17 protein-coding genes and 1 pseudogene are annotated in these 21,620 nt (G+C 63.0%); 12 read left to right on the top strand and 6 right to left on the bottom strand.

What is annotated here, in order from left to right:
- Window positions 1-59 precede the first annotated feature (59 nt).
- Window positions 60-754, top strand: a pseudogene (locus AC2FNY_RS18060) (IS6 family transposase).
- A gap of 64 nt (window positions 755-818) precedes the next feature.
- On the opposite strand, the gene AC2FNY_RS18055 reads toward AC2FNY_RS18060, so the two are convergent.
- The 5 genes from AC2FNY_RS18055 to AC2FNY_RS18035 all read right to left on the bottom strand — a co-directional run bounded on the left by AC2FNY_RS18055 (window position 819) and on the right by AC2FNY_RS18035 (window position 6,170).
- Window positions 819-1,880, bottom strand: coding sequence for a quaternary amine ABC transporter ATP-binding protein (locus tag AC2FNY_RS18055; protein WP_496803302.1), 1,062 nt, complete (start codon window positions 1,878-1,880; stop codon window positions 819-821).
- Between the two features lie 11 nt (window positions 1,881-1,891).
- Entirely contained in the window at window positions 1,892-2,923 is a 1,032-nt protein-coding gene (locus AC2FNY_RS18050) for an ABC transporter permease (protein ID WP_234139034.1), read from the bottom strand.
- Between the two features lie 113 nt (window positions 2,924-3,036).
- On the bottom strand, window positions 3,037-4,011 hold the full coding sequence (locus AC2FNY_RS18045; protein WP_496803301.1) for an ABC transporter substrate-binding protein: 975 nt from the start codon (window positions 4,009-4,011) through the stop codon (window positions 3,037-3,039).
- 229 nt (window positions 4,012-4,240) lie between these two features.
- The gene (locus AC2FNY_RS18040; RefSeq protein ID WP_496803300.1) at window positions 4,241-5,410 is read right to left on the bottom strand and encodes a M24 family metallopeptidase; all 1,170 of its coding nucleotides are present in this window, start codon (window positions 5,408-5,410) and stop codon (window positions 4,241-4,243) included.
- Window positions 5,403-6,170 (bottom strand): GntR family transcriptional regulator, encoded by a 768-nt coding sequence (locus AC2FNY_RS18035; RefSeq protein WP_496803299.1) that lies wholly within the window; start codon window positions 6,168-6,170, stop codon window positions 5,403-5,405. The genes AC2FNY_RS18040 and AC2FNY_RS18035 overlap by 8 nt, the downstream gene beginning before the upstream one ends.
- 181 nt (window positions 6,171-6,351) lie before the next feature.
- Here AC2FNY_RS18035 and AC2FNY_RS18030 point away from each other — a divergent pair, with 181 nt between their 5' ends.
- From AC2FNY_RS18030 to AC2FNY_RS18015, 4 genes are read left to right on the top strand one after another with little or no spacing between them, the layout of a single operon-like run.
- Window positions 6,352-7,143: a maleate cis-trans isomerase family protein gene (locus AC2FNY_RS18030; protein WP_496803298.1), complete on the top strand. Its 792-nt coding sequence runs from the start codon at window positions 6,352-6,354 to the stop codon at window positions 7,141-7,143.
- Window positions 7,144-7,184: 41 nt separating this feature from the next.
- Complete coding sequence (locus AC2FNY_RS18025) at window positions 7,185-8,072, top strand: phytanoyl-CoA dioxygenase family protein (protein ID WP_234139039.1); 888 nt, start codon at window positions 7,185-7,187, stop codon at window positions 8,070-8,072.
- Window positions 8,073-8,074: 2 nt separating this feature from the next.
- Window positions 8,075-8,857, top strand: a complete 783-nt coding sequence (locus AC2FNY_RS18020; protein WP_496803297.1) for a maleate cis-trans isomerase family protein — start codon at window positions 8,075-8,077, stop codon at window positions 8,855-8,857.
- 43 nt (window positions 8,858-8,900) lie between these two features.
- Window positions 8,901-11,339 carry a GcvT family protein gene (locus tag AC2FNY_RS18015; protein ID WP_496803296.1) on the top strand — a complete coding sequence of 813 codons (2,439 nt, stop codon included), beginning with the start codon at window positions 8,901-8,903 and terminating at the stop codon, window positions 11,337-11,339.
- An 80-nt stretch (window positions 11,340-11,419) separates the two neighbouring features.
- Here the strand turns inward: AC2FNY_RS18015 and AC2FNY_RS18010 are convergent, their stop codons facing one another.
- A complete protein-coding gene (locus AC2FNY_RS18010; RefSeq protein ID WP_234139042.1) occupies window positions 11,420-12,355 on the bottom strand; it encodes a LysR substrate-binding domain-containing protein in 936 nt (311 codons plus the stop codon).
- 218 nt (window positions 12,356-12,573) lie between these two features.
- Here AC2FNY_RS18010 and AC2FNY_RS18005 point away from each other — a divergent pair, with 218 nt between their 5' ends.
- The 7 genes from AC2FNY_RS18005 to AC2FNY_RS17975 all read left to right on the top strand — a co-directional run bounded on the left by AC2FNY_RS18005 (window position 12,574) and on the right by AC2FNY_RS17975 (window position 20,947).
- Window positions 12,574-13,566: a TAXI family TRAP transporter solute-binding subunit gene (locus tag AC2FNY_RS18005; RefSeq protein ID WP_234139043.1), complete on the top strand. Its 993-nt coding sequence runs from the start codon at window positions 12,574-12,576 to the stop codon at window positions 13,564-13,566.
- A 112-nt stretch (window positions 13,567-13,678) separates the two neighbouring features.
- Window positions 13,679-15,757 carry a TRAP transporter permease gene (locus tag AC2FNY_RS18000; RefSeq protein ID WP_496803295.1) on the top strand — a complete coding sequence of 693 codons (2,079 nt, stop codon included), beginning with the start codon at window positions 13,679-13,681 and terminating at the stop codon, window positions 15,755-15,757.
- On the top strand, window positions 15,757-17,007 hold the full coding sequence (locus AC2FNY_RS17995; protein WP_496803294.1) for an NAD(P)/FAD-dependent oxidoreductase: 1,251 nt from the start codon (window positions 15,757-15,759) through the stop codon (window positions 17,005-17,007). The genes AC2FNY_RS18000 and AC2FNY_RS17995 overlap by 1 nt, the downstream gene beginning before the upstream one ends.
- The gene (locus AC2FNY_RS17990) at window positions 17,004-18,113 is read left to right on the top strand and encodes an NAD(P)/FAD-dependent oxidoreductase (protein ID WP_496803293.1); all 1,110 of its coding nucleotides are present in this window, start codon (window positions 17,004-17,006) and stop codon (window positions 18,111-18,113) included. Before AC2FNY_RS17995 ends, AC2FNY_RS17990 begins: the two co-directional genes overlap by 4 nt.
- Window positions 18,097-18,420, top strand: a complete 324-nt coding sequence (locus tag AC2FNY_RS17985; protein ID WP_234139047.1) for a (2Fe-2S)-binding protein — start codon at window positions 18,097-18,099, stop codon at window positions 18,418-18,420. The genes AC2FNY_RS17990 and AC2FNY_RS17985 overlap by 17 nt, the downstream gene beginning before the upstream one ends.
- A complete protein-coding gene (locus AC2FNY_RS17980) occupies window positions 18,417-19,802 on the top strand; it encodes an FAD/NAD(P)-dependent oxidoreductase (protein ID WP_496803292.1) in 1,386 nt (461 codons plus the stop codon). The genes AC2FNY_RS17985 and AC2FNY_RS17980 overlap by 4 nt, the downstream gene beginning before the upstream one ends.
- Window positions 19,803-19,807: 5 nt before the next feature.
- Complete coding sequence (locus AC2FNY_RS17975; protein WP_496803334.1) at window positions 19,808-20,947, top strand: NAD(P)/FAD-dependent oxidoreductase; 1,140 nt, start codon at window positions 19,808-19,810, stop codon at window positions 20,945-20,947.
- Window positions 20,948-21,620 lie beyond the last annotated feature (673 nt).

Here is a 21,620-nt window from a genome sequence, read left to right as displayed (position 1 = left end):
ACGGCGGTCTCAGAAGGCATCCGGTTGAGACGGGCAGGGCGGTCTCGTAGCCTCTGAGGATGCCGAGACGCGATCCGTTCATATACTTCCACAGCAGTCCAGAGATCATTCGTCTGGCGGTGATGCTGTAGGTCAGATTTCCGCGGTCGCTGCATAATGTCGAGGAGCTGCTTCACGAGCGCGGCGTCGATGTCAGTCACGAAACGATCCGGTTCTGGTGGCAAAGGTTTGGCCCGATGTTTGCGTCCGAGATCCGCAGGAAACGCGCGGATCGGCTTCGGTCCTGGCCGCAGTGGCGTTGGCACTTGGATGAGATGTTCGTGAAGATCAATGGCGAGCGGTACTACCTTTGGCGGGCCGTCGATCACGAAGGCGAGGTCCTGGAAAGCTTTGTGACAAAGACGCGGGACAAGAAGGCTGCATTGAAAATCCTCAGAAAATCAATGAAGCGCCACGGTCGACCTCATGTCCTGGTGATCGACCGGTTGAGGTCCTATGGTGCGGCGATGAAAGCCATCGGCAGGAAACGGGTCGCTGGCTGAACAACAGGGCGGAGAATTCGCATCTGCCATTCCGACGCCGCGCGCCGGCAATGCAACGCTTTCGGCGCGTGCGAAGTTTGCAGAAGTTTGCTTCCGACCACGCCTCGGTCTTCAACCATTCCAACTCGCAGCGCAGCCTCACCAGCCGACAGAATTTCAGGTTGAACCGCGCCGCTGCTCTTGTCGAGTGGCGCCAACTTGCTGCGGCATAAAGGGCAGGGTTACTGTCCGAGCTGAGACCGGTTTGAAGCTGTCTGACACCTCCTCATTGTGCTGTCAGTTCCGCCGCGTGCTCGCGTCTGATGCAACGCGCGGCACCAGTGCTTTGACCAAGTTTGTCATATCGAGCGTTCCCTCAGGCACACCATCGCGCATCACGATAAAACGATGCGACGTGTCGCCGCCCGAGCGGGCAATCATGCTTTCCAGCGTATCGTCATGATCGACCTCGCCATGGGCGTCGGGCGGTACCGGCTGCCCATCGAGCGGTGTCATGATCGAGCGGACCCGCAGCACCCGGGCCCGGTTGATGTCGCTGACGAAGTCCTCGATATACGGATCGTTCGGATTGAGCAGGATATGCTGCGGCTCGCCCTGCTGCACGATATAGCCGTCCTTGAGAATGACCAGGTGATCGGCCAGTTTCAGGGCCTCGTCCAGGTCATGGGTGATAAAGACGATGGTCTTGTGCAACTCGGTCTGCAATTCCAGCAGCAGGTCCTGCATGTCGGTGCGGATCAGCGGATCGAGCGCCGAGAACGCCTCGTCCATCAGCATGATGGGCGAGTTCGAGGTCAGCGCGCGGGCGATCCCGACCCGCTGCTGCATGCCGCCCGACAGCTGGTGCGGATAGTGGTTGCCATAGCCATGCAGCCCGACCCGATCTAGCCATTTGTCGGCCTCGACCAGATAGTCCCGCTTGGCCACGCCGCGCACCTTGAGCGTGGTGCCCGCGTTCTCGGCCACGGTCTTGTGCGGCAGAAGGGCGAATTTCTGGAACACCATCGACATGACCTCGCGGCGCAGGTTGCGCAGCTTTTCCTCGTCATAGGCCAGCACATCCGCGCCATCGACCCGCACCTCACCCGAGGTGGGTTCGATCAGGCGGTTCAGGTGGCGGATCAGTGTCGACTTGCCCGAGCCCGACAGGCCCATGATCACGGTGATCTCGCCCTCGCGCATGTCGACATTGATGTCGCGCAGCCCCAGAACGTGTCGGTGCTGTTTCAGCAGATCGGCCTTGGACATGCCGTCCAGCACATGTTTCAGCGCCGCTTTCGGATCGGCCCCGAAGATCTTGTAGAGGTTGCGGATCGAAACCTTGATATTGTCGCTCATGCCCGTGTCCCTCAGTGCTGTTGCGCGGCGTTGACGCGGTTGAGCGCGGCTTTGGTGACCCGGTCGAGAATCACCGCCAGCAGCACGATGCCCAGGCCCGACACAAGGCCGACACCCAGTTCAAGGTTGCGGATGCCGCGCAGGACCAGAACCCCGAGGCCCGGCGCCGAGACCAGCGAGGCGATGACGACCATGGCAAGGCTCATCATGATGGTCTGGTTCACCCCGGCCATGATATTGGGCAGGGCCAACGGGATCTGCACGCCGAACAGCTTCTGCCGGTCGGTCATGCCGAAACTGTCGGCGGCCTCGATCACGTCCTTGTCCACCAGCCGGATTCCCAGATCGGTCAGGCGGATGACGGGAACGATGGCGTAAAGGATGATGGCGATGCCATAGAGCTTGGGCTCGGTCACCGAAAAGAGAAAGATCAGCGGGATCAGATAGACGAAAGAGGGGAGCGTTTGCAGCATGTCCAATATCGGGATGGTCATGCGTTGCAGCCGGTCGTTGCGCGACATGGCGATGCCGATGGGCACCCCGAACAGCACGCAGAGAAAGGCGCAGACAAAGATGATCGCCAGCGTCTGCATGGCGTGGTCATAGTGGTCGACAAAGGCCAGAAACACCAGGCAGGCCATGACAAAGCCCACCAGCCGCATCGAGCGCGAGGCGAAATAGACCACCAGCGCCAGCAGCGGCATCATGATCCACCACGGCGTCGCCTCGAAAGTGGCCAGAGCGAATTCCAGCATCCAGCTCAGCGGCTGCGTCAGCGGGTCCAGCACAAAGCGCAGCGCGCCCTTGGCCGCCAGGAACGCGTCCTCGACCCCTTTGGTCACATCGCGCGATTTGGCAAAGGCGGCGCAGGCCTTGTTCAGTTCGTCCAGCGAGGGAAAGGGCAGGTTGAACAGGGTGGTCTCGGTCTTGCCACCGGCCTTGGCCAGCAGATCGGCCATCGACAATGTGGCTTCGCCGGATTTGCCGGCATCGCACCAGTCGCGCAAGCCGAGGCTGTTGAACAGAAAGTCATAGGTGGCCATGAGAACGAGCCCCTTTCACGGTTGTCTCGGACGGTTCCCGTCTGGTGCCGGATGCGCGACGGCGGGTGTCGAAACCGCCGGGCCACCAATGGCGGCCCGGCGGAAGTTCCGGATTACTTGATCAGGGCGGCCAGCTTTTCGCGGGCCGCGTCATTGACCCAGCTTGCCCAGATGTCCGAATTGTTGCTCAGGAAATAGACCGCCGCCTCTTCGGCCGAGGCACCGGTGTCGTCTTTCCAGGCCAGCACGGCGTTCATGACGTCGATGTCAAAGCTAAGATTGCGCATCAGCTCGGCCACGTCCGGCGCCCGTTCGGTCAGGGCTGCCGTCGCGACGGTCAGCACCGGCGCCGGCGGAAAGTCCGACACGCCCGGATTGGCATTTTCGGCCGACTGGTTGGCCAGGTGCACATCCGCGTCGATATCGCCGATCGAGATCTGGGTCATCGGGTATTTGCCCAGAACCGCGGTGGGCGCCCAGTAATAGCCGAACCAGGGGGTCTTGTCCTCGTAGGCCGCCGCGATCGAGGTGGCCAGCGTCTCGCCCGAACCGTGATCGAAGATCTCCATCTTGTCGCGCATGCCCAGCGCGGTGATCAGGTTGTCGTTGACGATCCGGCAGCCCCAGCCCACCGGGCAGTTGTTGAACCGGCCACCGACCAGTTCGGGATTGGCTAGGATGTCGGCGACGGTCTTCAGCTCGGGATGCGCCTCGGCCAGGTACGAGGGAATCCACCAGCCTTCGAGGCCACCGGGATTGAACACCTCGGCCAGACGCTCGACCTTGCCTTCGGCTTCAAGCTTGAGATAGGGCTCGCCGGCCGAGTTCAGCCAAAGTTCGGTCACGATGTCGGGCTCGCCGTTCTCGGCAAGCGATGCGACCGAGGTCACGGTGGCCGAGGGCACCAGCTCGACCGTGCAGCCATAGCCCTGTTCCATCAGGAACTTGGCGGTATGCGTGATGATCTGGGACGAGGGCCAGTTCATTTCGGTCAGCGAGACCTCGCCACATTCGGCCCATGCGGCCGATGCCGTGGTCATGGCCGCGACGGCGATGACGCTTCTGGCCAGAGTGATGGGATTGTTCATGGTCTTCTCCTGTTGGTGATTTGTTTTTTGCCGTCCCTGGCCTTGTCCAAGTGCGGGTTTCGGGACGTTTACACCCGCACCGAGGCTAGAGAGCGTGTCCTCTCAAAGCAATTTGAAACCTTTGAAAGAAATTTCAGAGTTTCTGAAGTTGCGTGATCGTGTCTCCAACCACCCGTCGTCGAGCGGGTCGCCGCGTGGACGAATAGGGGATCGGATGCGGGCATGCGGGTCATTGCAAGATCACCAACTCGGGCGCGGCGCGGTTGGTCAGCAATCGGGCAGGCCCGTCGGTCACCACGATATTCTCTTCGTGTACCATCATCAGCCCGTTGCCGTAGCTGAGCGAGGGTTCGATGGTCAGGACCATATTTTCTTGCAGCACGGTGGTGTCAAAGGCCGCGTGCGAGGGCTGTTCGGTCAGTTGCATGCCCAGCCCGTGGCCCAGCCGGCCGATATCGCCGCCGCTGTCATCCAGCTCGGCGATGACGGCGGACATGGCCCCGAACAGGTCGCGGCAGGTGGCGCCGGGGCGCGCGGCGTCGATCCCGGCCTGAGTGGCGCGCCACAGCACGTCATAGGCGCGGCGCGCGGCATCATCGGCACGGCCTATCGCCCAGTTGCGGTCGAAATCGCAGAAATACCCGTCCCAGGTACAGCCGGTATCCAGCATCAGCACGTCCCCCGCCCGCAGGGGCCGTTGCGAGGGCGGAGAGATCACATCCGCATAGCCGCCCTGATCGGCGGCGCCCACCACATAGGGCGCGTCATCCGCGCCCAACCCGATCGCCGCGCGGCGGAATTCGCGAAACACGGCGTCCAGCGGCATCCCTTCGGACACGAACTGTGGTACCGCTTCGAACGTGGCCGAGCCGATCGCGCAGATATGGGCCAGCTTCTCGATCTCGGCGGGGGTCTTGACCATGCGCAGCCCCTGCACCAGGCCGGTGGCATCGGCAATCTCGAGGCCGGGCAGGGCAGAGATCAGGCGTTCCCAATCGCCCAGCGGCATCCTGAGCAGCGTCTCATGCCCCTTCATGACGCCCAATCGCGCGCCGCGCGCGGCCAGCGGGGACAAAAGCTCGGTCAACAGGCTGATCCCGTCATCCTGCGGCTGCGGCGCGGGCCAGGTGCGCACATCGTCCAGCCAGCCGCGCCGCATCAGTTCGGCGCCGATCTCGGGGATCACCGCAATGGGCTTGCCGCTGGCGGGCACGAACAGGAACCAGGGCCGGGTCGGGCTCTGCCAGAACAACGTGTGAAAGCCGCTGAAATAGCGCAACTCGGGTTCGGTCATCAGCAGCAGACCGTCCAGCCCCTGTGCCGCCATCCTGTCTTGCGCCCGCGCCGTGCGGGCCTGAAATTCGGCGGCGGCGAAGCCGCGCATGGGACTGTCAGCCATGGGTAAAACCTCCGACAATGGCGCGGGCCGAAAACTCTGCCAGTTCACCGCGCCAGAACTGGCGACCGAAACAGAAAGGGCGCCCGGATGCGTCCCGGATCACTTGGGTCAGTTCGATCCCCGACTGGCTTTGCGCCAATCCCAGCAACTGGGTCTCTTCGGGATGGGCGCCGCGCATCCGGATCATGATATCCCCGGTATGCGCGACCAGATCGTAGTGGCTGTCGAGCAGACGGGTGGTGGATTGATGCAGGTCGTGAGACAGGAAATCGGGGCATCTTGCGGCATCGACATATTCGGTCTCGACAAAGATCGCGTGACCATCCTGATGGAACAGGCGGGTGTATTCATAGATCGCGGCACCCGGTTTCAGCCCCAGCCGCGCGGCCAGCGCGGCGTCGGCCTGGCCCTCCTGCGCCCGGATCACCTCGATCCCCAGCGCGGCGCCCCGGCTTTCGGCATCGGCGACAAAGCTGACCATGTTCGAGACGTCATAGCTGACCCGCTTGGGCGAGACGAAGCGCCCGCGCCGGTCGGCGCTATAGACCAGCCCTTCGGCCTCGAGCGCATCAAGCGCGCGCCGCGCGGTCATCCGGCTGATGCCGGTTTCCTCGGCGATGCGCCGTTCCGAGGGCAGGGCGGCATGTTCCGGCAGGCTGCCATCGACGATCCGCCGTTTGATGTCCTGAACGATCTGCTGAAAGCGCGGCGTGTCGCGCGATGGTCCTGTCCGGAGCTGATCGGGTGTTGCGTCGTTCATCTGATTCCCGCAATTTTTAACAAGGGTATTTGGTATATACCAGTTCGGGCAAGGAAAATTATTTCACTTGACTGAACGGGCGGACTCACCGTTACATCGTGTGAGTCTGGTATATACCAGTTATTGCGGTTTGTCTCGCACCCGATGTGCCGGCCTCCGCCTCGCAAGGGAAACAACGCATATGTTCACCTCGGGAAAACAGGTCGTATCCAGGGATTGGTCACCGGTGCTGGACGCCGGGCGCCATCATCGTGCGCGGCTGGGCTTTATCCTGATGTCCACCGATCTGGCGGCCGAGGCGGATTTCTTCGACATGGTGCCGCCGGGTGTCGCGGTGCATATCACCCGCCTGAAGACCGACGATTTCACCACCAAAGAAACGCTTGCCCGGCATATCGACCACATGGCCGATGCCGCGGCGCGGATCCAGCCCGACCTGAAACCCGATGTCATCAGCTATAGCTGCACCAGCGGGTCCATCGTCATCGGCGAGGACAGGGTCATGGCCGAGATCGCCAAGGGCGCGCCCTGGGCGCGGCCGATGTGCCTGGTTCAGGGGGTGCTGGACGCCCTCGATGCATTGAACGCGCGCCGCATCGTCGTGGGCACGCCCTATCTGGACGAGGTCAACACCGCCGAGGCCGAGTATCTACTGGCCAAGGGGTTCGAGGTGCTGGATATCCAGGGGCTCAACCTGTCCACGGGCACCCAGATGGGACAGGTAACGCCGCAATTCTGGAAGGAATTCGCCCTGGCGATCGACCGGCCCGAGGCAGACGCGATCTTTCTGTCCTGCGGCGGCATACGCGCGCTCGAAGTGGTCGAAGAGATCGAACAGGCCGCTGGAAAGCCGGTGATCACATCGAACCAGGCCCAGTTCTGGAGCTGCCTGCGCCGCGCCGGAATCACCGATCAGCTGACCGGCTTCGGCCGGGTTTTCCAGAACCCCGGCACGGCGCTGCTGCCGGCATGACCACCCCCGGTGCAACCGGGTCAAACAAGGGAGGAAAGACGATGGGACTGTTGTCACAGGAACAAAAGGACATGTTCTGGCGCGATGGCGTGCTGGTTGTCGAGGATGCGGTTTCGCCTGATGAGCTGGCCGCGCTCAGGGCCGAGTTCGCGGGTTGGGTCGAGGAAAGCCGCGCCCATGCCGACGACTATGGCGAGACGCTGGACGGTCGCGCACGGTTCGACCTGCAACCGGGTCACAGCGCAGACAAGCCCGCCCTGCGCCGGGTGCAGTCGCCCGAAGAGGTCTCGGAGGTCTACGCCGACACCATGCGCAAAGCGCGCACGGTGGATTACTGCGCCGAGCTGATCGGACCCGGCGTGCGCTTTCATCATGGCAAGGTGAACTCGAAACTGCCCGGATCAGCCACCCAGGTGAAATGGCACCAGGATTTCCCGTTCGAGCCGATGACCAATGACGACATGATCACCTGCCTGTTGTTCATCGACGACGTGACGCTGGAAAATGGCCCGCTCGAGGTGATCCCGGGCAGCCACAAGGGGCCGATCCATTCGCATTGGCACAATGGTGTGTTCACCGGCGCGGTGGATGACGCGATCGTCGAGGCAGAGCGTGACAAGATCGTCAAATGCACCGGCAAGGCGGGGTCGGTCTGCCTGATGCATGCCAGCCTGCTGCACGGCTCGGCGCCGAACCTGTCGGACCAGCCGCGCACGCTGTATATCACCACTTATTACGCCGAGGACGCGATCGAGCTGAGCCCCAACCACCTGCCAAGCCGGTTCACCCATGAACTGGTGCGCGGCGAGGCCTCGGGCCGGGTGCGCTGCACCACCTATCAGATGGAGCTGCCGGCGGTGCCCAAGGGGACGTCCTTCTTTGCGCAACAAGAGGGATCGGATGGCGCCGGCGCCGGGGCGATGATGTAGCCATGCAAAACGCCGCGTTCTCCCCCCCGTCGGTCATTGAAACGCTTGCGTTCGAAACCGATGCCGGACTTGGCCAGCAGGCCCGGATCGGGCTGATCGTATTGCAGACCGATCAGACCATCGAGCACGAGTTCGCCCGGCTATTCCGGGGGGAGGGCGTGGCGCTCTATCATGCGCGCATCCCCAACGCGATGGAGGTCTCGCCCGAAACCCTGCGCCAGATGCAGGCCGATCTGCCGCGCACCGCCGAACTGTTGCCGCCGTCTTTCGGATTTGACGCCATCGGCTATGCCTGCACCTCGGGCGCCACGATGATCGGCGAGGCCCGCGTGGACGAGATGATCCGCGCGGTACATCCCGGCGCCCGCACCTCGAACCCGCTCACCGCCTGCAAGGCGGCGCTCTCGGCGCTGGGCCTGCGCCGGATCGCGCTGCTGACGCCGTATCCGCCCGAGGTGACGCTGGAAATGCAGGCCAATCTGCGCGCCGCGGGGTTCGAAACCGTGGCGGTTGCCTCGTTCAACCAGTCCGACGATTTCACCGTGGCCCGGATCTCGGCCCAGAGCATTCTTGATGCCGTCGCGACCATCGGTGCGCGTGACGAGGTGGAGGGTGTCTTTGTCTCCTGCACCAGCCTGCGCGCGCTTGACGTGATCGCCCAGGCCGAGGCGCGGATTGGCAAGCCGGTGATCGCCTCGAACCAGGTTCTGGCCTGGCACCTGATGCGGCTGGCGAGCCTTGGCGGCGTGCCAGAGGGCGCCGGTCGCCTGTTCGCGACCGGCTGACCCACCGCACCCAATCCCCGAATTTCAAGACAGGATCAAGCAAATGACCACTCCGCTTCCCGACAGGGCCCGCGTTGTCATCATCGGCGGCGGCATCATGGGCTGCTCGGTGGCTTATCACCTGGCCAAGGGCGGCTGGAGCGATGTCGTGCTGCTGGAACGCAAGACGCTGACCAGCGGCACCACCTGGCACGCGGCGGGGCTGGTCGGGCAATTGCAGGGCAGCCATGCCACCACCGCCTTTGCCAGCTATGGCGTTGAATTGTTGCAAGAGATCGAGGCGGAGACCGGCCAGAACCCCGGTTTCCGACAATCGGGTTCGATATCCATCGCGCTGAATGACGAGCGCATGGCCGAGCTGAAGCGCAAGGCCGATTTCGCACGCCTTTTCGGGGTCGAGGCGCATTACATGGAGACGGCAGAGATTGCCGAGCGCTGGCCGCTGATGAATGCCGAGGGCGTTCTGGGCGGCATCCACATGCCCTCGGACGGGTCGGCCAATCCGGTCGACCTGACCCAGGCGTTGGCGCGGGGCGCGCGAAAATACGGCGCCACGATCCGCGAGAACGTGAAGGTCGAAGAGGTGCTGACCGCCAATGGTCGCGTGACCGGCGTGCGCACGGATCACGGCACCATCACCGCCGATTTCGTGGTCAACTGCGGCGGCATGTGGGCGCGTGATCTGGGCCGCCAGAACGGTGTCGGCGTGCCGCTCCATGCCTGCGAGCATTATTATCTGGTCACCGAGCCGATCCCGGACCTGCCCGCCGACCTGCCGGTGCTACGCTCTTACTGCGACGGCACCTATTGGAAAGAGGACGCAGGCAAGCTGCTGTTCGGTTTCGCCCATTTCCAGGCTAAACCCTGGGCGACCGGCGGCATCCCCGAGAGTTTCGAATTCGACAGCCTGCCCTTTGTCGAGGATGACGTGATGGAGGTGCTGGACCTGGCCATGAACCGCGTGCCCATCCTGCAAGAGACGGGCATTCGCACCTTCTTCAACGGACCTGAAAGCTATTCCCATGATGGCCGCTTCACCCTGGGTGAGGCGCCCGATCTCAAGGGGTACTTCGTGCTGGCCGGGGTCAATTCCACCGGTATCCAATCTGGATCAGGCGCGGGCAAGGCGCTCGCCGATTGGATCATGGCAGGCCACCCGACGATGGACCTGTCCGAGATGGACCCCGCCCGGATAGAGGAGTGGCAAGCCCGCGATCCCTATCTGCGCGAACGCTGTCCTGAAACGCTGGTGCTGACTTACGCGATGCACTGGCCGGGGCGGCAACGGGAAAGCGCACGAGGTTTGCGGCGTACACCATTCTACCACGCGATGAAGGCCCGTGGTGCGGCCTATGCCGAAGCGCAGGGCTGGGAACGCCCGGGTTGGTTCGCGCCCGACGGGGACACACCCACCTACGATCATTCCTTCCACCGTCCAAGCTGGTTCGAACATATGCTGGCCGAACAGCGCACCGTGCGCGAGGCGGCAGGGCTGATCGACTATTCCATGTTGGGAAAACTGATGGTCGAGGGACGCGACGCGGAACGCTTTCTGCAACGCGCTTGCACCAATGACATGGCGCTGCCCTTGGGCAAGGTGGCTTACACGTTGATGCTGAATGACCGGGGCGGGATTGAAAGCGACGTGACCGTCGCGCGGCACGGGCCAGAGAGTTTCATGGTCATGAGCGCGATATCGCACACACGGCGGGATCGCGCCTATCTGCAAGGGCTTGTCGCGCCCGATGAGGATGTGCGTTTCACTGATGCAACGACGGCCTACGCGGTGCTATCTCTCTGCGGTCCGAAGTCGCGGAATATCCTTACTGCCGTCTGTGACTCGGACCTTAGCAACAGTGCCTTTCCTTTCAATACCCTGCAACACTTTCATATCGGCCACGCCCCCGTTTTTGCCCAACGGTTGTCCTATACCGGGGAACTCGGATGGGAGATTTTCATCACTCCCGATTTTGCCGAGCATGTCTTCGATTGCCTGATGGACGCCGGTGCGGCGCACGGCCTGCAGTTAGTTGGTGGCGAAGCGTTGAACGCCCTGCGCATCGGAGCGGGTTTCGTGCATTGGGGCCACGATTTGGCCTATACGGACGCGCCGCACCAGGTGGGCCTTGGATTTGTGTGCAAGACGGACAAGCCGGTGCCTTTTATCGGACGGGATGCCTTTCTCGAACGGAAGGCTGCTGGAAAGGGTGCGTTCCTGTGTTCGCTCCGGTTGGATGATCCGGACGCGCTATTGCACCACAACGAACCCGTTCTCAGAGACGATGAGATCGTCGGTTTTGTCACCAGCGGCGCTTATAGCGCCGAGGCGCGTTCGGCTATCGGGCTCTGTGTGATCTCTCCACCCAACGGTGGCACGCGCAGCACTCTATTGGCCGGGACTTACGCTGTTCTGGTTGAAGGACGAAAAATCCGGGCAGAGATCGGACTGAAACCCATCAACAGATGGACCACCATAGACTAGTGCGCTGGCTGATCCTCTCGCCGAGAGGCGCCAACTTGGCGTGACCTAGGAGGCAGCGCAATTGTCCTTGATGAGATTGGTTATAGTCTGTCTGACAGATCCTGGCGGGGGTCCAGACCAGCAACGCGCCGCACTTCGTCGACCAGGATATCGGAGAAAGCACGGGCCAGGCGTGAGACCGGGGTGTGTGCCGGTGTCAGCACCGCGATGCGATAAACGATCGACGGGCGGAACGGAATGAACACGATGCGCGGCTGGTTGAGTTCGGATTGCTTGTAGTAGTAGACACTCATCGGGCTGACGATCGCCCAGGCAAGCCCATCCTCGACAAATGCGAATTGCGAGGCCGCGTTTTGCATCTCGAAACGAATGGTGAGGTCCAGGCGTTCGCGGACAAAGGCGTTCTCGACCTGGCGGCGAATGAAATGGCCGTCGATAAAGGTTGTCATCGGCAACCCCACCAGATCATGTGGCGTCAGGATCTGTTGGCGTGCCAGATCGCTGTCCGCAGCCACGGCGCAAAGACAGTCCATGCTGGTCTCGACCTCGGTTACCAGTGGTGAATGTGTCGTCGCTTCGGCGATTCCGACATCGAATTGCTGCGATGCCAGCCGTTCATAGACACGTTCCGAGGACTGGCTGACAAGCGAGACCGAGACATTTCCCCGGTCTTTGACGAAACTCGAAATCAGTCTGGGTAGCATGATAGTACTGAACACTGGCAGGCAGGCGATGTTCAGATGACCCTCCTGCAAACGCCCCACGGCCCGCATGTTGTGCGAAAGCTTGCCCAGATCGTCGAGGATCGTAGCGGATTGGTCCAGTAGGTAATGGGCCTCGGGAACCGGGTGCAACCGTCCCTTCCGTCGCTCGAACAACGGGTATCCGACCGAGCTTTCCAGCCCTGCGATCAGCGCGCTGACTGCTGGCTGTGTCCGACCCATGTTGCGCGCTGCTTCGGTCACCGAACCGGTCAGCATGACCTCGCGGAACGCTTCAAGCTGCCTCAGCTTCATTTGTTGCCCTTTGACTGGTTTAGAAGGCTCTCTATCCCATAAGAAAAATCGATCATATCAAAAAAATTTACAATTTGTGCTAATCGGCTGAACCGGTCACTCTTTGCGGCAGGGCCCTGTAGAAGGCGCCGGATTGTTGGCTTGCTCCTGACACCCAAGTCCTGTTCCTGCCGACGACGACCAAAACCGTGTAAATAACCACCAACGGAGAGTGACACATGAAATTGCGACACAAACTGATTGCGGCGACCGCAGGTCTGTTGCTGGCGGCTGGCGCCGCGACTGCGCAGGACATGAAATTCTGGCGTATCGGTACCGGCGGGGCCGGCGGCACCTATTTCCCGATCGGGGGCCTGATCGCCAACGCAATCTCGAACCCGCCGGGCGCGCGGGCTTGTGAAGATGGCGGCACCTGTGGCGTGCCCGGTCTGGTGGCAATCGCAGTGTCGACCAATGCGTCGGTGGCCAATGTCAACGCCATTCACGCAGGCCAGCTCGATGCCGGTCTGGCAGGCGCGCAAAGCGTGGTGCAGGGCTATAAGGGCGAAGGCAAGTTCGACGGCGTGCCCAAGGACAAGATCCGCGTCATTGCCAACCTCTATCCCGAGGATATGCACCTGGTTCTGGCCAAGGGTACCAGCATCGACGACCTCAAGGGGCTCGAAGGCATGCGCGTCGGCGTGGCGGCGGCCGGGTCCGGCACACAGGTATCGGTGCGGATGATCCTCAAGCATTACGGGATCACCGTCGAGGAGCACGAACTGAGCCTTGGGCAAAGCGCACAGCGCCTGGCCGATGGTCAGCTGGATGCGTTCTTCTATGCCGGCGGCACGCCCTTTGCAGCGTTGATCCAGTTGGGGTCGACCAAGGGTTTCGAGCTATACTCCTTCTCGGATGACGAGCGGGACGCGATCAACGGCATCATCCCCTATTATGTGCACAGCAACATCGCGGGCGGCGTCTATGAGAACATCACCGCCGATACCGCCACGGTTGCCGTGAATGCCCAGCTGATCACCTCGGTCGATCAGGACGAGGACCTGGTTTACGAGATCACCAAGGCGCTCTGGAGCGACAAGACCCGCGGCCTGCTGGACAAGGGCCATGCCAAGGGCAAGGCGATCCAGCTTGAATCCGCGCTGACCGGTGTTCTGATCCCGCTGCATCCCGGTGCCGAACGGTTCTACAAAGAGATCGGGATGATCAAGTAACCGACGCGCCCTGTCAAAACGGGCGCAGGGTTGCGCCCGTTTCCCTCACCGACCCCGAGGCGCCGCGCGCCTGCGGACGGGTAACCAACGCTTCACATCCGGAAAGACTGACATGGCGACCTTTGACGTTAACGAGGCCGAACAGCTTGAAAAGAAGTATGACAGCGCGCTTCAGACCCGAACGGTCGGTCCCTGGATCGTCAGGTTCGTCTTTCTGTTCTCGCTGGTGTTCGCGGCCTATCACTATGTCACCGCCGGGATCGGGGTGCCGGTCGATTACTGGCACATGGGTTTCCACATGGCCGGTGTCATCACCCTGATCTTTATCAGCTTTCCCATGTTCAAGCGCGACCGGAACCAACCGATGCGCCCGAATGCGTGGTACCGGTTCGGCAACGTGCCCTTGATCGACTGGATCTTCATCGTCGTCGGGATCACCACGTCGCTCTATATCGGGGTGACCTGGTACGGGGTCGACGTCACCGTTTTCGGCATCCATTTTCAGATGGTGGAGCAGGTGATGCGACAGGGGGACCCCTGGCTGATCGACGTCGTCTTTGGCACCGCGCTGATCGTGGTTCTGCTCGAAGCGGTCCGGCGCACCTTGGGCATGGTCGTTCCGATCATCATCCTGCTGTTCACCGGCTACGCGGTTTTCGGCCAGTACATCCCGATCCAGACCATCATGCATCCGGGCATCAACTGGTCGCAGTATATCAACAACATGTATTTCCCGTCCGAAGGCATCTATGGCGTGACGCTGTGGATCGTCTCGACGGTTGTGTTCCATTTCGTCCTCTTTGGCGTGCTCGCGCAGCGGATGGGGCTGGGGCAACTGTTCGTCGACATGGCCACCGTGGTCGCCGGCCGCTACACTGGCGGGTTGGCCAAGGTCAGCGTCGTTTCCTCGGCCTTCTTCGGCACCATTTCGGGATCGTCCATCGCCAACACGGTGTCGACCGGTTCACTGACCATCCCGAACATGAAACGGATGGGCTATCCCGGTCACCTGGCGGGTGGGGTCGAGGCGGCCTCGAGCGCGGGCGGACAGATCACGCCGCCGATCATGGGGGCTGCGGCCTTTATCATGGCCGAGTTTCTCGAGGTGCCCTATACCACCATCGTGCTGGCCGCCGCGATCCCGGCAGCGATGCATTATATCGGCGTGCTCTGCATCGTGCATTTCCAGGCCAAGCGCATGGGGCTGAAAGGCGTGCCCGAGGCCGAGATCCCGCAGCTTTGGCAGGTGATCAAGCGCGGCTGGCCCGCCTCGATCCCTCTATTCGTCCTGATCTATGTGCTGTTCAGCGGCTACTCGCCCCATATGGCGGCGTTCTGGGGGATCACCTCGGCCCTGGTGGTGGGCTTTCTCAACCCGATGCACAGGATGACCATCCGCGACGTGATGGACGGCGCGGTGCTGGGGACCAAATACGCGCTTGCCGTGGGTGCCGTCGTGGCCGCCATCGGCATCGTTGTCGGCGTGGTCAATTCCACCGGGCTGGGTTTCCGGCTCGGCTTCATGGTGGCCAATGGCGCCCTGTCTCTGGCCGAAACCGTGCACGGGCTGATCAGCTGGATCCCGATGCTCGAGATCTCGATCCCCAGCCTGACATTGTTCATCTCTTTGGTGCTGATCGCGATCACCTGCATCCTGATGGGCGCGGGCCTGCCGACCACGGCGCTTTACATCATGCTGGCGACGGTCGCGCAGCCGGCGCTGGCCAACCTCGGTGTTCCGCCGCTCGCCTCGCATCTCTTTGTCCTCTATTACGGCGTGATTTCGGAAATCACACCGCCGGTCTGTGCCTCGGCCTATGCCGCGGCGGGTATCGCGGGGGCCGATCCGTTCAAGACAGGGCTATCGGCCTTCTCTCTGGGCATTGCCAAGCTGATGGTGCCGATGGTGTTCGTCTATTCACCCGCGATGCTGATCGTGCTCGAAGAGTACTTCACCTGGGCCGAGTTCCTGCAAACCGTCCTGACCTGTGGTCTGGGCGTGGTGATGATGGCAACCGCCGTCAGCGGCTTCTTCATCGCACCGATGCCGAAACCCCTTCGCTGGGTGATCGCCCTTGCTGCCCTGTTCATGGTCACGCCCGGGTCAAAGAGCGACCTGTTCGCGATGATGGTGGCGCTGCCGGTATTGCTCCAGCAAGTCTATGCCAGCAAACGGGTACAGGTTGCGTAATGCAGGGCGCCGCGCGAGGCTCTGTTCACGTTCTGGGGGCGGGCATCGTCGGTATCTGCACCGCGCTGTCCCTGCTGGAAAAGGGGTTCGATGTCGAACTGATCGACAGAAACGATCCCGCCAGCGGGGCCAGCCATGGCAATGCCGGGGTGATTTCACCATGGAGTTGCGTCCCGCAGTCGATGCCGGGCCTCTGGAAGCAAGTGCCGGGATGGCTGATCGACCGCGAGGGGCCGCTGTCGGTCAGACTGTCCCACGCGCCGCGCATGTTGCCCTGGCTGCTGCGGTTCCTGCGCGCGGGGGGTGCTGATCGACTGCCCGCGATTGCCGATGCGATGAACGCGCTCAATCGTCCCAATGTCGAACTCTACCGCCAGCACCTGAAAGGGACAGGGCAGGAGGGGCTCTTGCGGGACGCGGCCTATGTGCATGTCTTTCGCAACCCCGCAAACGCGGATCTCGATGCGCTTGGCTGGCGGATGCGGCTTGACCGGGGGGTGCCGCTGGAGCGGATCGACGGCAATACGCTGCGCGAGATCGAACCAGAGATCGCGCCCGACTACAGGGCGGCGATCGTGATCCGCGATCAGGCCCGCGCCACCGATCCCGGCGCCCTGGGCCGGGCGCTGATGGACAAGGCCCTGCGCATGGGCGCCCGGTTTCGCCGGGCCGAGCTTCGCGGTCTGCAACGCGACGGGAGCGAATGGCGGATCGACACAACCGGGGGCACGCTCACAAGCGCTTGCACCGTTGTCGCCATGGGAGCATGGTCAGCACGGCTCTTGGCGCCGCTCGGACTGACACTGCCGCTTGAGGCGGAGCGGGGCTATCACCTGATGTTTGCCAACCCGGGGATCGCGGTGAACAATTCGGTCATGGATGTCGAAGGCAAGTTTGTCGCCAGTTCCATGCGCGACGGGTTGCGTTGTGCCGGAACCGCCGAGTTCGCGGGACTGGACGCTCCGCCCGATTATCGCCGCGCCGAGGTATTCCGGCGTATGGCCAAACGGCTGTTCCCAAGGCTCGATACCGAAACCGTCACCCCCTGGATGGGGGTGCGGCCCTCCTTTCCCGACAGCCTGCCCGCGATCGGGGCGGTGCCGGGCGCGGCGGGCCTCTTCGTGGCCTTCGGGCATTGCCATTACGGGTTGGGCATGGCGCCCAATACCGGGCGCATCCTTGCCGGGCTGATCGCGGGCGAGCCACTGAACCTCGATCTTGCGCCCTACGCTATCGGCAGGTTCGCATGACCAGCGCCGACGCCATCGTGATCGGCGGCGGGCTGGTCGGGGCCGCGATTGCCTTTGGCCTGCAACGCCGCGGGGTCAGGGCCCTGATGCTGGACGAGGGCGATGTCGCCTTTCGCGCGGCGCGTGGCAACTTCGGGCTGGTCTGGGTGCAGTCCAAGGGGGTCGAGATGCCACCCTATGCCCAGTGGACCTGGCAATCGGCGCAGGGCTGGGAACAGCTGGCGAGCGAATTGACCGATCTGACCGGTCTGCGCCTCGATTATCGGCGGCCCGGCGGGATCGAGATCTTTCTCTCCGATGACGAGATGACCGAAAAGGCCGAGCGGATGGAGCTGTTGTGCCGCCACGCCCCGCATGTGGATTATCGGATACTGGAACGCCGCGCGCTGGGAAACATGGTGCCCGGCCTCGGCCCCGATGTGGTGGGGGGCTGCTATTCCTCGACCGACGGACATGTCAATCCGCTGGCCCTGTTGCGGGCGTTGCACGCAGGTTTCCAGTTGCTGGGCGGCACGAACAGAAGTGGCGAGAAGGTGCTGGAAATCCAGCAGCGGTCGCATGGGTTTCAGGTCAGAACCGCCAGCCAGAGCTTCGATTGCGAACAGGTTGTCGTCGCCTGCGGCCTCGGCACGCCGGCCCTGGCGCAACAGGTCGGGTTGCAGGTTCCGGTCCGCCCACAGCGTGGCCAGAACCTGATTACCGAGCGTATGCGCCCGTTCCTCGACCTGCCCCTGTCCGGCATCCGGCAGACCGCCGAAGGCAGCGTGCAACTGGGAGAGAGCAAGGAAGAGGTGGGGTTCGACGATGGCACAACCGCCGCCTGCCAGGCGCGGATCGCGTCACGTGCGGTGCAAACATTCCCGCATCTGCGCCACGCCCGGATCGTCCGCGCCTGGGGCGCGTTACGGGTGATGTCGCCGGATGGCGCACCGATCTATGCCCGCTCGGAAACCTGTCCTGGCGCCTATGCCGCCACCTGTCACAGCGGCGTCACCCTTGCCGCCGCCCATATCCAGAGCCTTGCCGCCGCGATTGCCAAGGGCGGGCTTCCGAGCGAAACCAGCGGCCTTGGCCCGGAAAGGTTTGAGCATGTCCCGAGTGTTTGAGGTCACGGGCGCGCCTGTCCGCATCCATTTCGAAGGCACCGTGATCGAGGCACAGCCCGGAGACACCGTTGCGGCGGCGCTGCTTGGCGCCGGGATCCGGCAGTTCCGCACCACCGCCCTGTCCGATACACCGCGCGGGCCGCTCTGCATGATGGGGGTATGTTTCGACTGCCTGGTCGAGATCGACGGCAAGGGCAATCAGCAGGCCTGCATGCACGAGGTGCGCGACGGAATGCGGGTGTCCCGTCAGAAAGGGGCCTTTGACGTGACCTCGGCATTGTCCTTTGACCCGGAGGAGGACACATGAACGAGCAGCACGATATCGTCGTCATCGGCGCCGGCCCCGCGGGCATGGCCGCCGCGACACTGGCCAGCCATCACGGCGCCTCGGTTCTCGTGCTGGACGAGCAACCCCGGCCCGGCGGTCAGATCTATCGCGCCGTCGAGCGGCGCCGCGAGGACGGCGCCGCGATCCTGGGGGCAGAGTATCTCGATGGCGCAGGCCTGGTCGACCGGTTCCGGGCCAGCACCGCCCGCTATGTTCCCGGCGCGACCGTCTGGCAGGTCGACGCTAGCGGCGAGATTGGCGTAACGATAGGCGATCGCGCACAACTGCTTCGGGCAGATCAGATCATCCTTGCCAGCGGCGCGCAGGAGCGCCCCTTTCCCGTGCCGGGCTGGACCCTGCCGGGGGTGATGAACGCGGGCGCCGCGCAGATCCTGCTCAAGACATCGGGCATCGCCATGCCGGTGCCGGTCTTCGTCGGCACCGGGCCGCTTCTCTACCTCGTCGCGCATCAGTACCTGCGCGCCGGGGTCAAGGTGGCGGGCCTGCTCGACACCACGCCGCGAGGGAACTACACCCGCGCGCTGCCTCATCTGCCCGGAACGATGCGCCACGCGGCCAGCCTGTGGAAAGGCTGGCGCTGGCAACGGGAGATCCGTGCCTCTGGGATCCCGGTAATGAGCGGGGTCGAGGATATCCGGATCGTTGGGGCAGGGGCCGCAGAGGCGGTGGAATATTGCAAGTCGGGCCGCTGGAGTCGCGTGCCCGCCGAGACGGTACTGCTGCATCAGGGTGTGGTCCCCAATGTCAATCTGGCGATGGCTGCCGGATGTCGGCACGACTGGCATCCCGAACAGGCCTGCTGGCATGCGCGCGTTGATGATTGGGGCACGTCCAGCCATCCAAACATTGCCGTCGCCGGTGACGGCGCCGGGATCGCGGGCGCTGTGGCCGCCGAAGCAGGTGGGCAGATCGCGGCGCTTGGCGCCTTGCACCGGTTGGGCAGGATCACGACCGAACAGCGCGACAGCCTTGCCGTGCGCATGCGCCGGGCCTTGGATCATCAGGCCGGATTGAGGCGCTTTCTCGATACACTCTATCGCCCGGCGGACCGCTTTCGCATCCCGCCCGGTGACGACACCATCGTTTGCCGCTGCGAAGAGGTGTCCGCCGCCCAGATCCGCGAGGCGGTCGCGCTGGGTTGCAGGGGCCCCAACCAGCTCAAGAGTTTTACCCGCGCTGGCATGGGTCCGTGTCAGGGGCGGTTCTGCGGCTTGACGGTGACAGAGGTAATCGCCGCCGAACGGGGATGCGCCATAACCGATGTCGGCGCCGCGCGCCTGCGCGCGCCGGTCAAGCCTCTGGAGCTTGGGCAGTTGGCGGCGCTCGACGAGGCGGAGTGACGAAGATGGTCCGGGCGACCGTAAAGGCCGATGCCGTGGTCGTCGGCGCAGGATTGCACGGATTGTCGGCAGCGCTCTATCTTGCACGAGCCGGGATGCGCGTCGTTGTTGTCGAAAAGGATCACGCCGGGCGGCACGCCTCGGGCGTAAATGCCGGTGGCGTGCGGCGACTGGGTCGGGCGTTTCCGGAACTTCCGCTTGCCGAGGCCGCGTTGAAGTGTTGGCACCGGATCTCCGAGCTTGTAGACGATGATTGCGCTTTTGCCCCAGCTGCCCAGATCAAGGTGGCCGAGAGCGAGGATGAGCTTGCCGCGCTGCATGCACGTCGTGAGAGGCTCGTTTCCTGCGGGTTCAAGCATGAAGAGATCATTGGCGTCACCGCCTTGCGCGCGCTGCTTCCCGATGTCGCCCCGCACTGCCTGGGCGCGACAATTGTCCACGGCGACGGGCATGCCGACCCGTTCCGGACGGTGCGCGCGTTTGCCCGCAAGGCGTGCGCGCTCGGGGCGGACCTTGTGGAGGGAAGCAAAGTTACTGGCGTTAGCCGCGCCAACGGCATCTGGACCGTGCAAAGCACCGGCCCTGTCTTTGCCGCCCCTTTGCTCATCAACGCTGCAGGGGCATGGGGCGGAGACCTGGCCGCGATGATGGGCGATCACGCGCCGGTCAGGGCATCGGCCCTAATGCTCATGATCACCGAAAGGCTGCAACCTTTCCTGTCGCCTGTCGTGGGCGCACAGGGGCGGGCGCTGAGCTTCAAGCAGTTCGGCAATGGCACGGTTTTGATCGGGGGCGCCTATCAGGGGCGCGCCAATCCCGAAACTGGCACCACGGCCCTCGATATGCGCCAACTTGCCCGCAATGCAGCGGCAGCGGCGGCAATATTCCCCTGCATGGCAGGCGTGCGGGTGTTGCGCGGCTGGGCCGGGATCGAGGGGATCACGCCCGACCGGCTGCCGGTGATCGGCCCGGCCACACTTGGCGGGGGCTATCATCTGTTCGGCTTCTCGGCCCATGGCTTTGCGCTTGCACCGATCACAGGCCGGATCATCGCTGACCTGATCCTGAACGGAGTGTCGGATCTGCCAATCTCCGAATTCAACGTTCTGCGTTTCAGAACTTTCGGTTCTACGGTGCTGCGTTGAACGAAGTCGGCGCTGCCGATCTACTTGAACCGAGCGGCTCGATGAACAATCGGGCGGGCAACTCGCTGCTGGGGTTCCTACGATGGAAGCGCGCGATGCAGCATTTTCGGATCATGTGAAGCTTGCAGCAATTCGCATCCGTACACACTGCTTCATTCATCCACTACAGCCCGCAGCCAACCCCTAATCTCGAGCCAAGTTCAAGCTGAACCGCGCCGCTGCTCTCGCCAAGCGGTGCCAACCCTGCGTGACCTAAAAGGCAGCGCAACACCCCTTGGCGACGCTGATTGGGATCTGTCTGACTGCGCTTTGCGCAGGATGGAGTGACGCAGATAAAGGTCGCGTCCTTTCCGATCAAATAGTTAACATTCTGGAAGCAGAATGTGTTTATGGCCCAAGAGCGCCCGATGCTCTGAACTTAGACGCTGCAACAGGCAAGTCATAAAGATAACTTTGGAAATGGAGCTAAGCTATGGCAACACCGATCAATCCCGGCGAAGTTCAGGATTTTGACCAGCAGAGGTGGTTCGGTTTGTTTGAACAGGTTTCGGGCGTTCTGTAGGTGTTTTTCCGCCTGGGTTACGCCGCTGCCGCATCAGGTATTGGCTTGTTGAAGTAGGCCTGATCGGGGGTTCTCCCGTCAAGCGATGAGTGCGGTCGACGGCTGTTGTAG

It is taken from the genome of Ruegeria sp. BHSC223 (genome assembly GCF_059613025.1).
The sequence above is the reverse complement of the archived record's forward strand: the minus strand, read 5'-3'. Positions and strand labels throughout refer to the sequence as shown.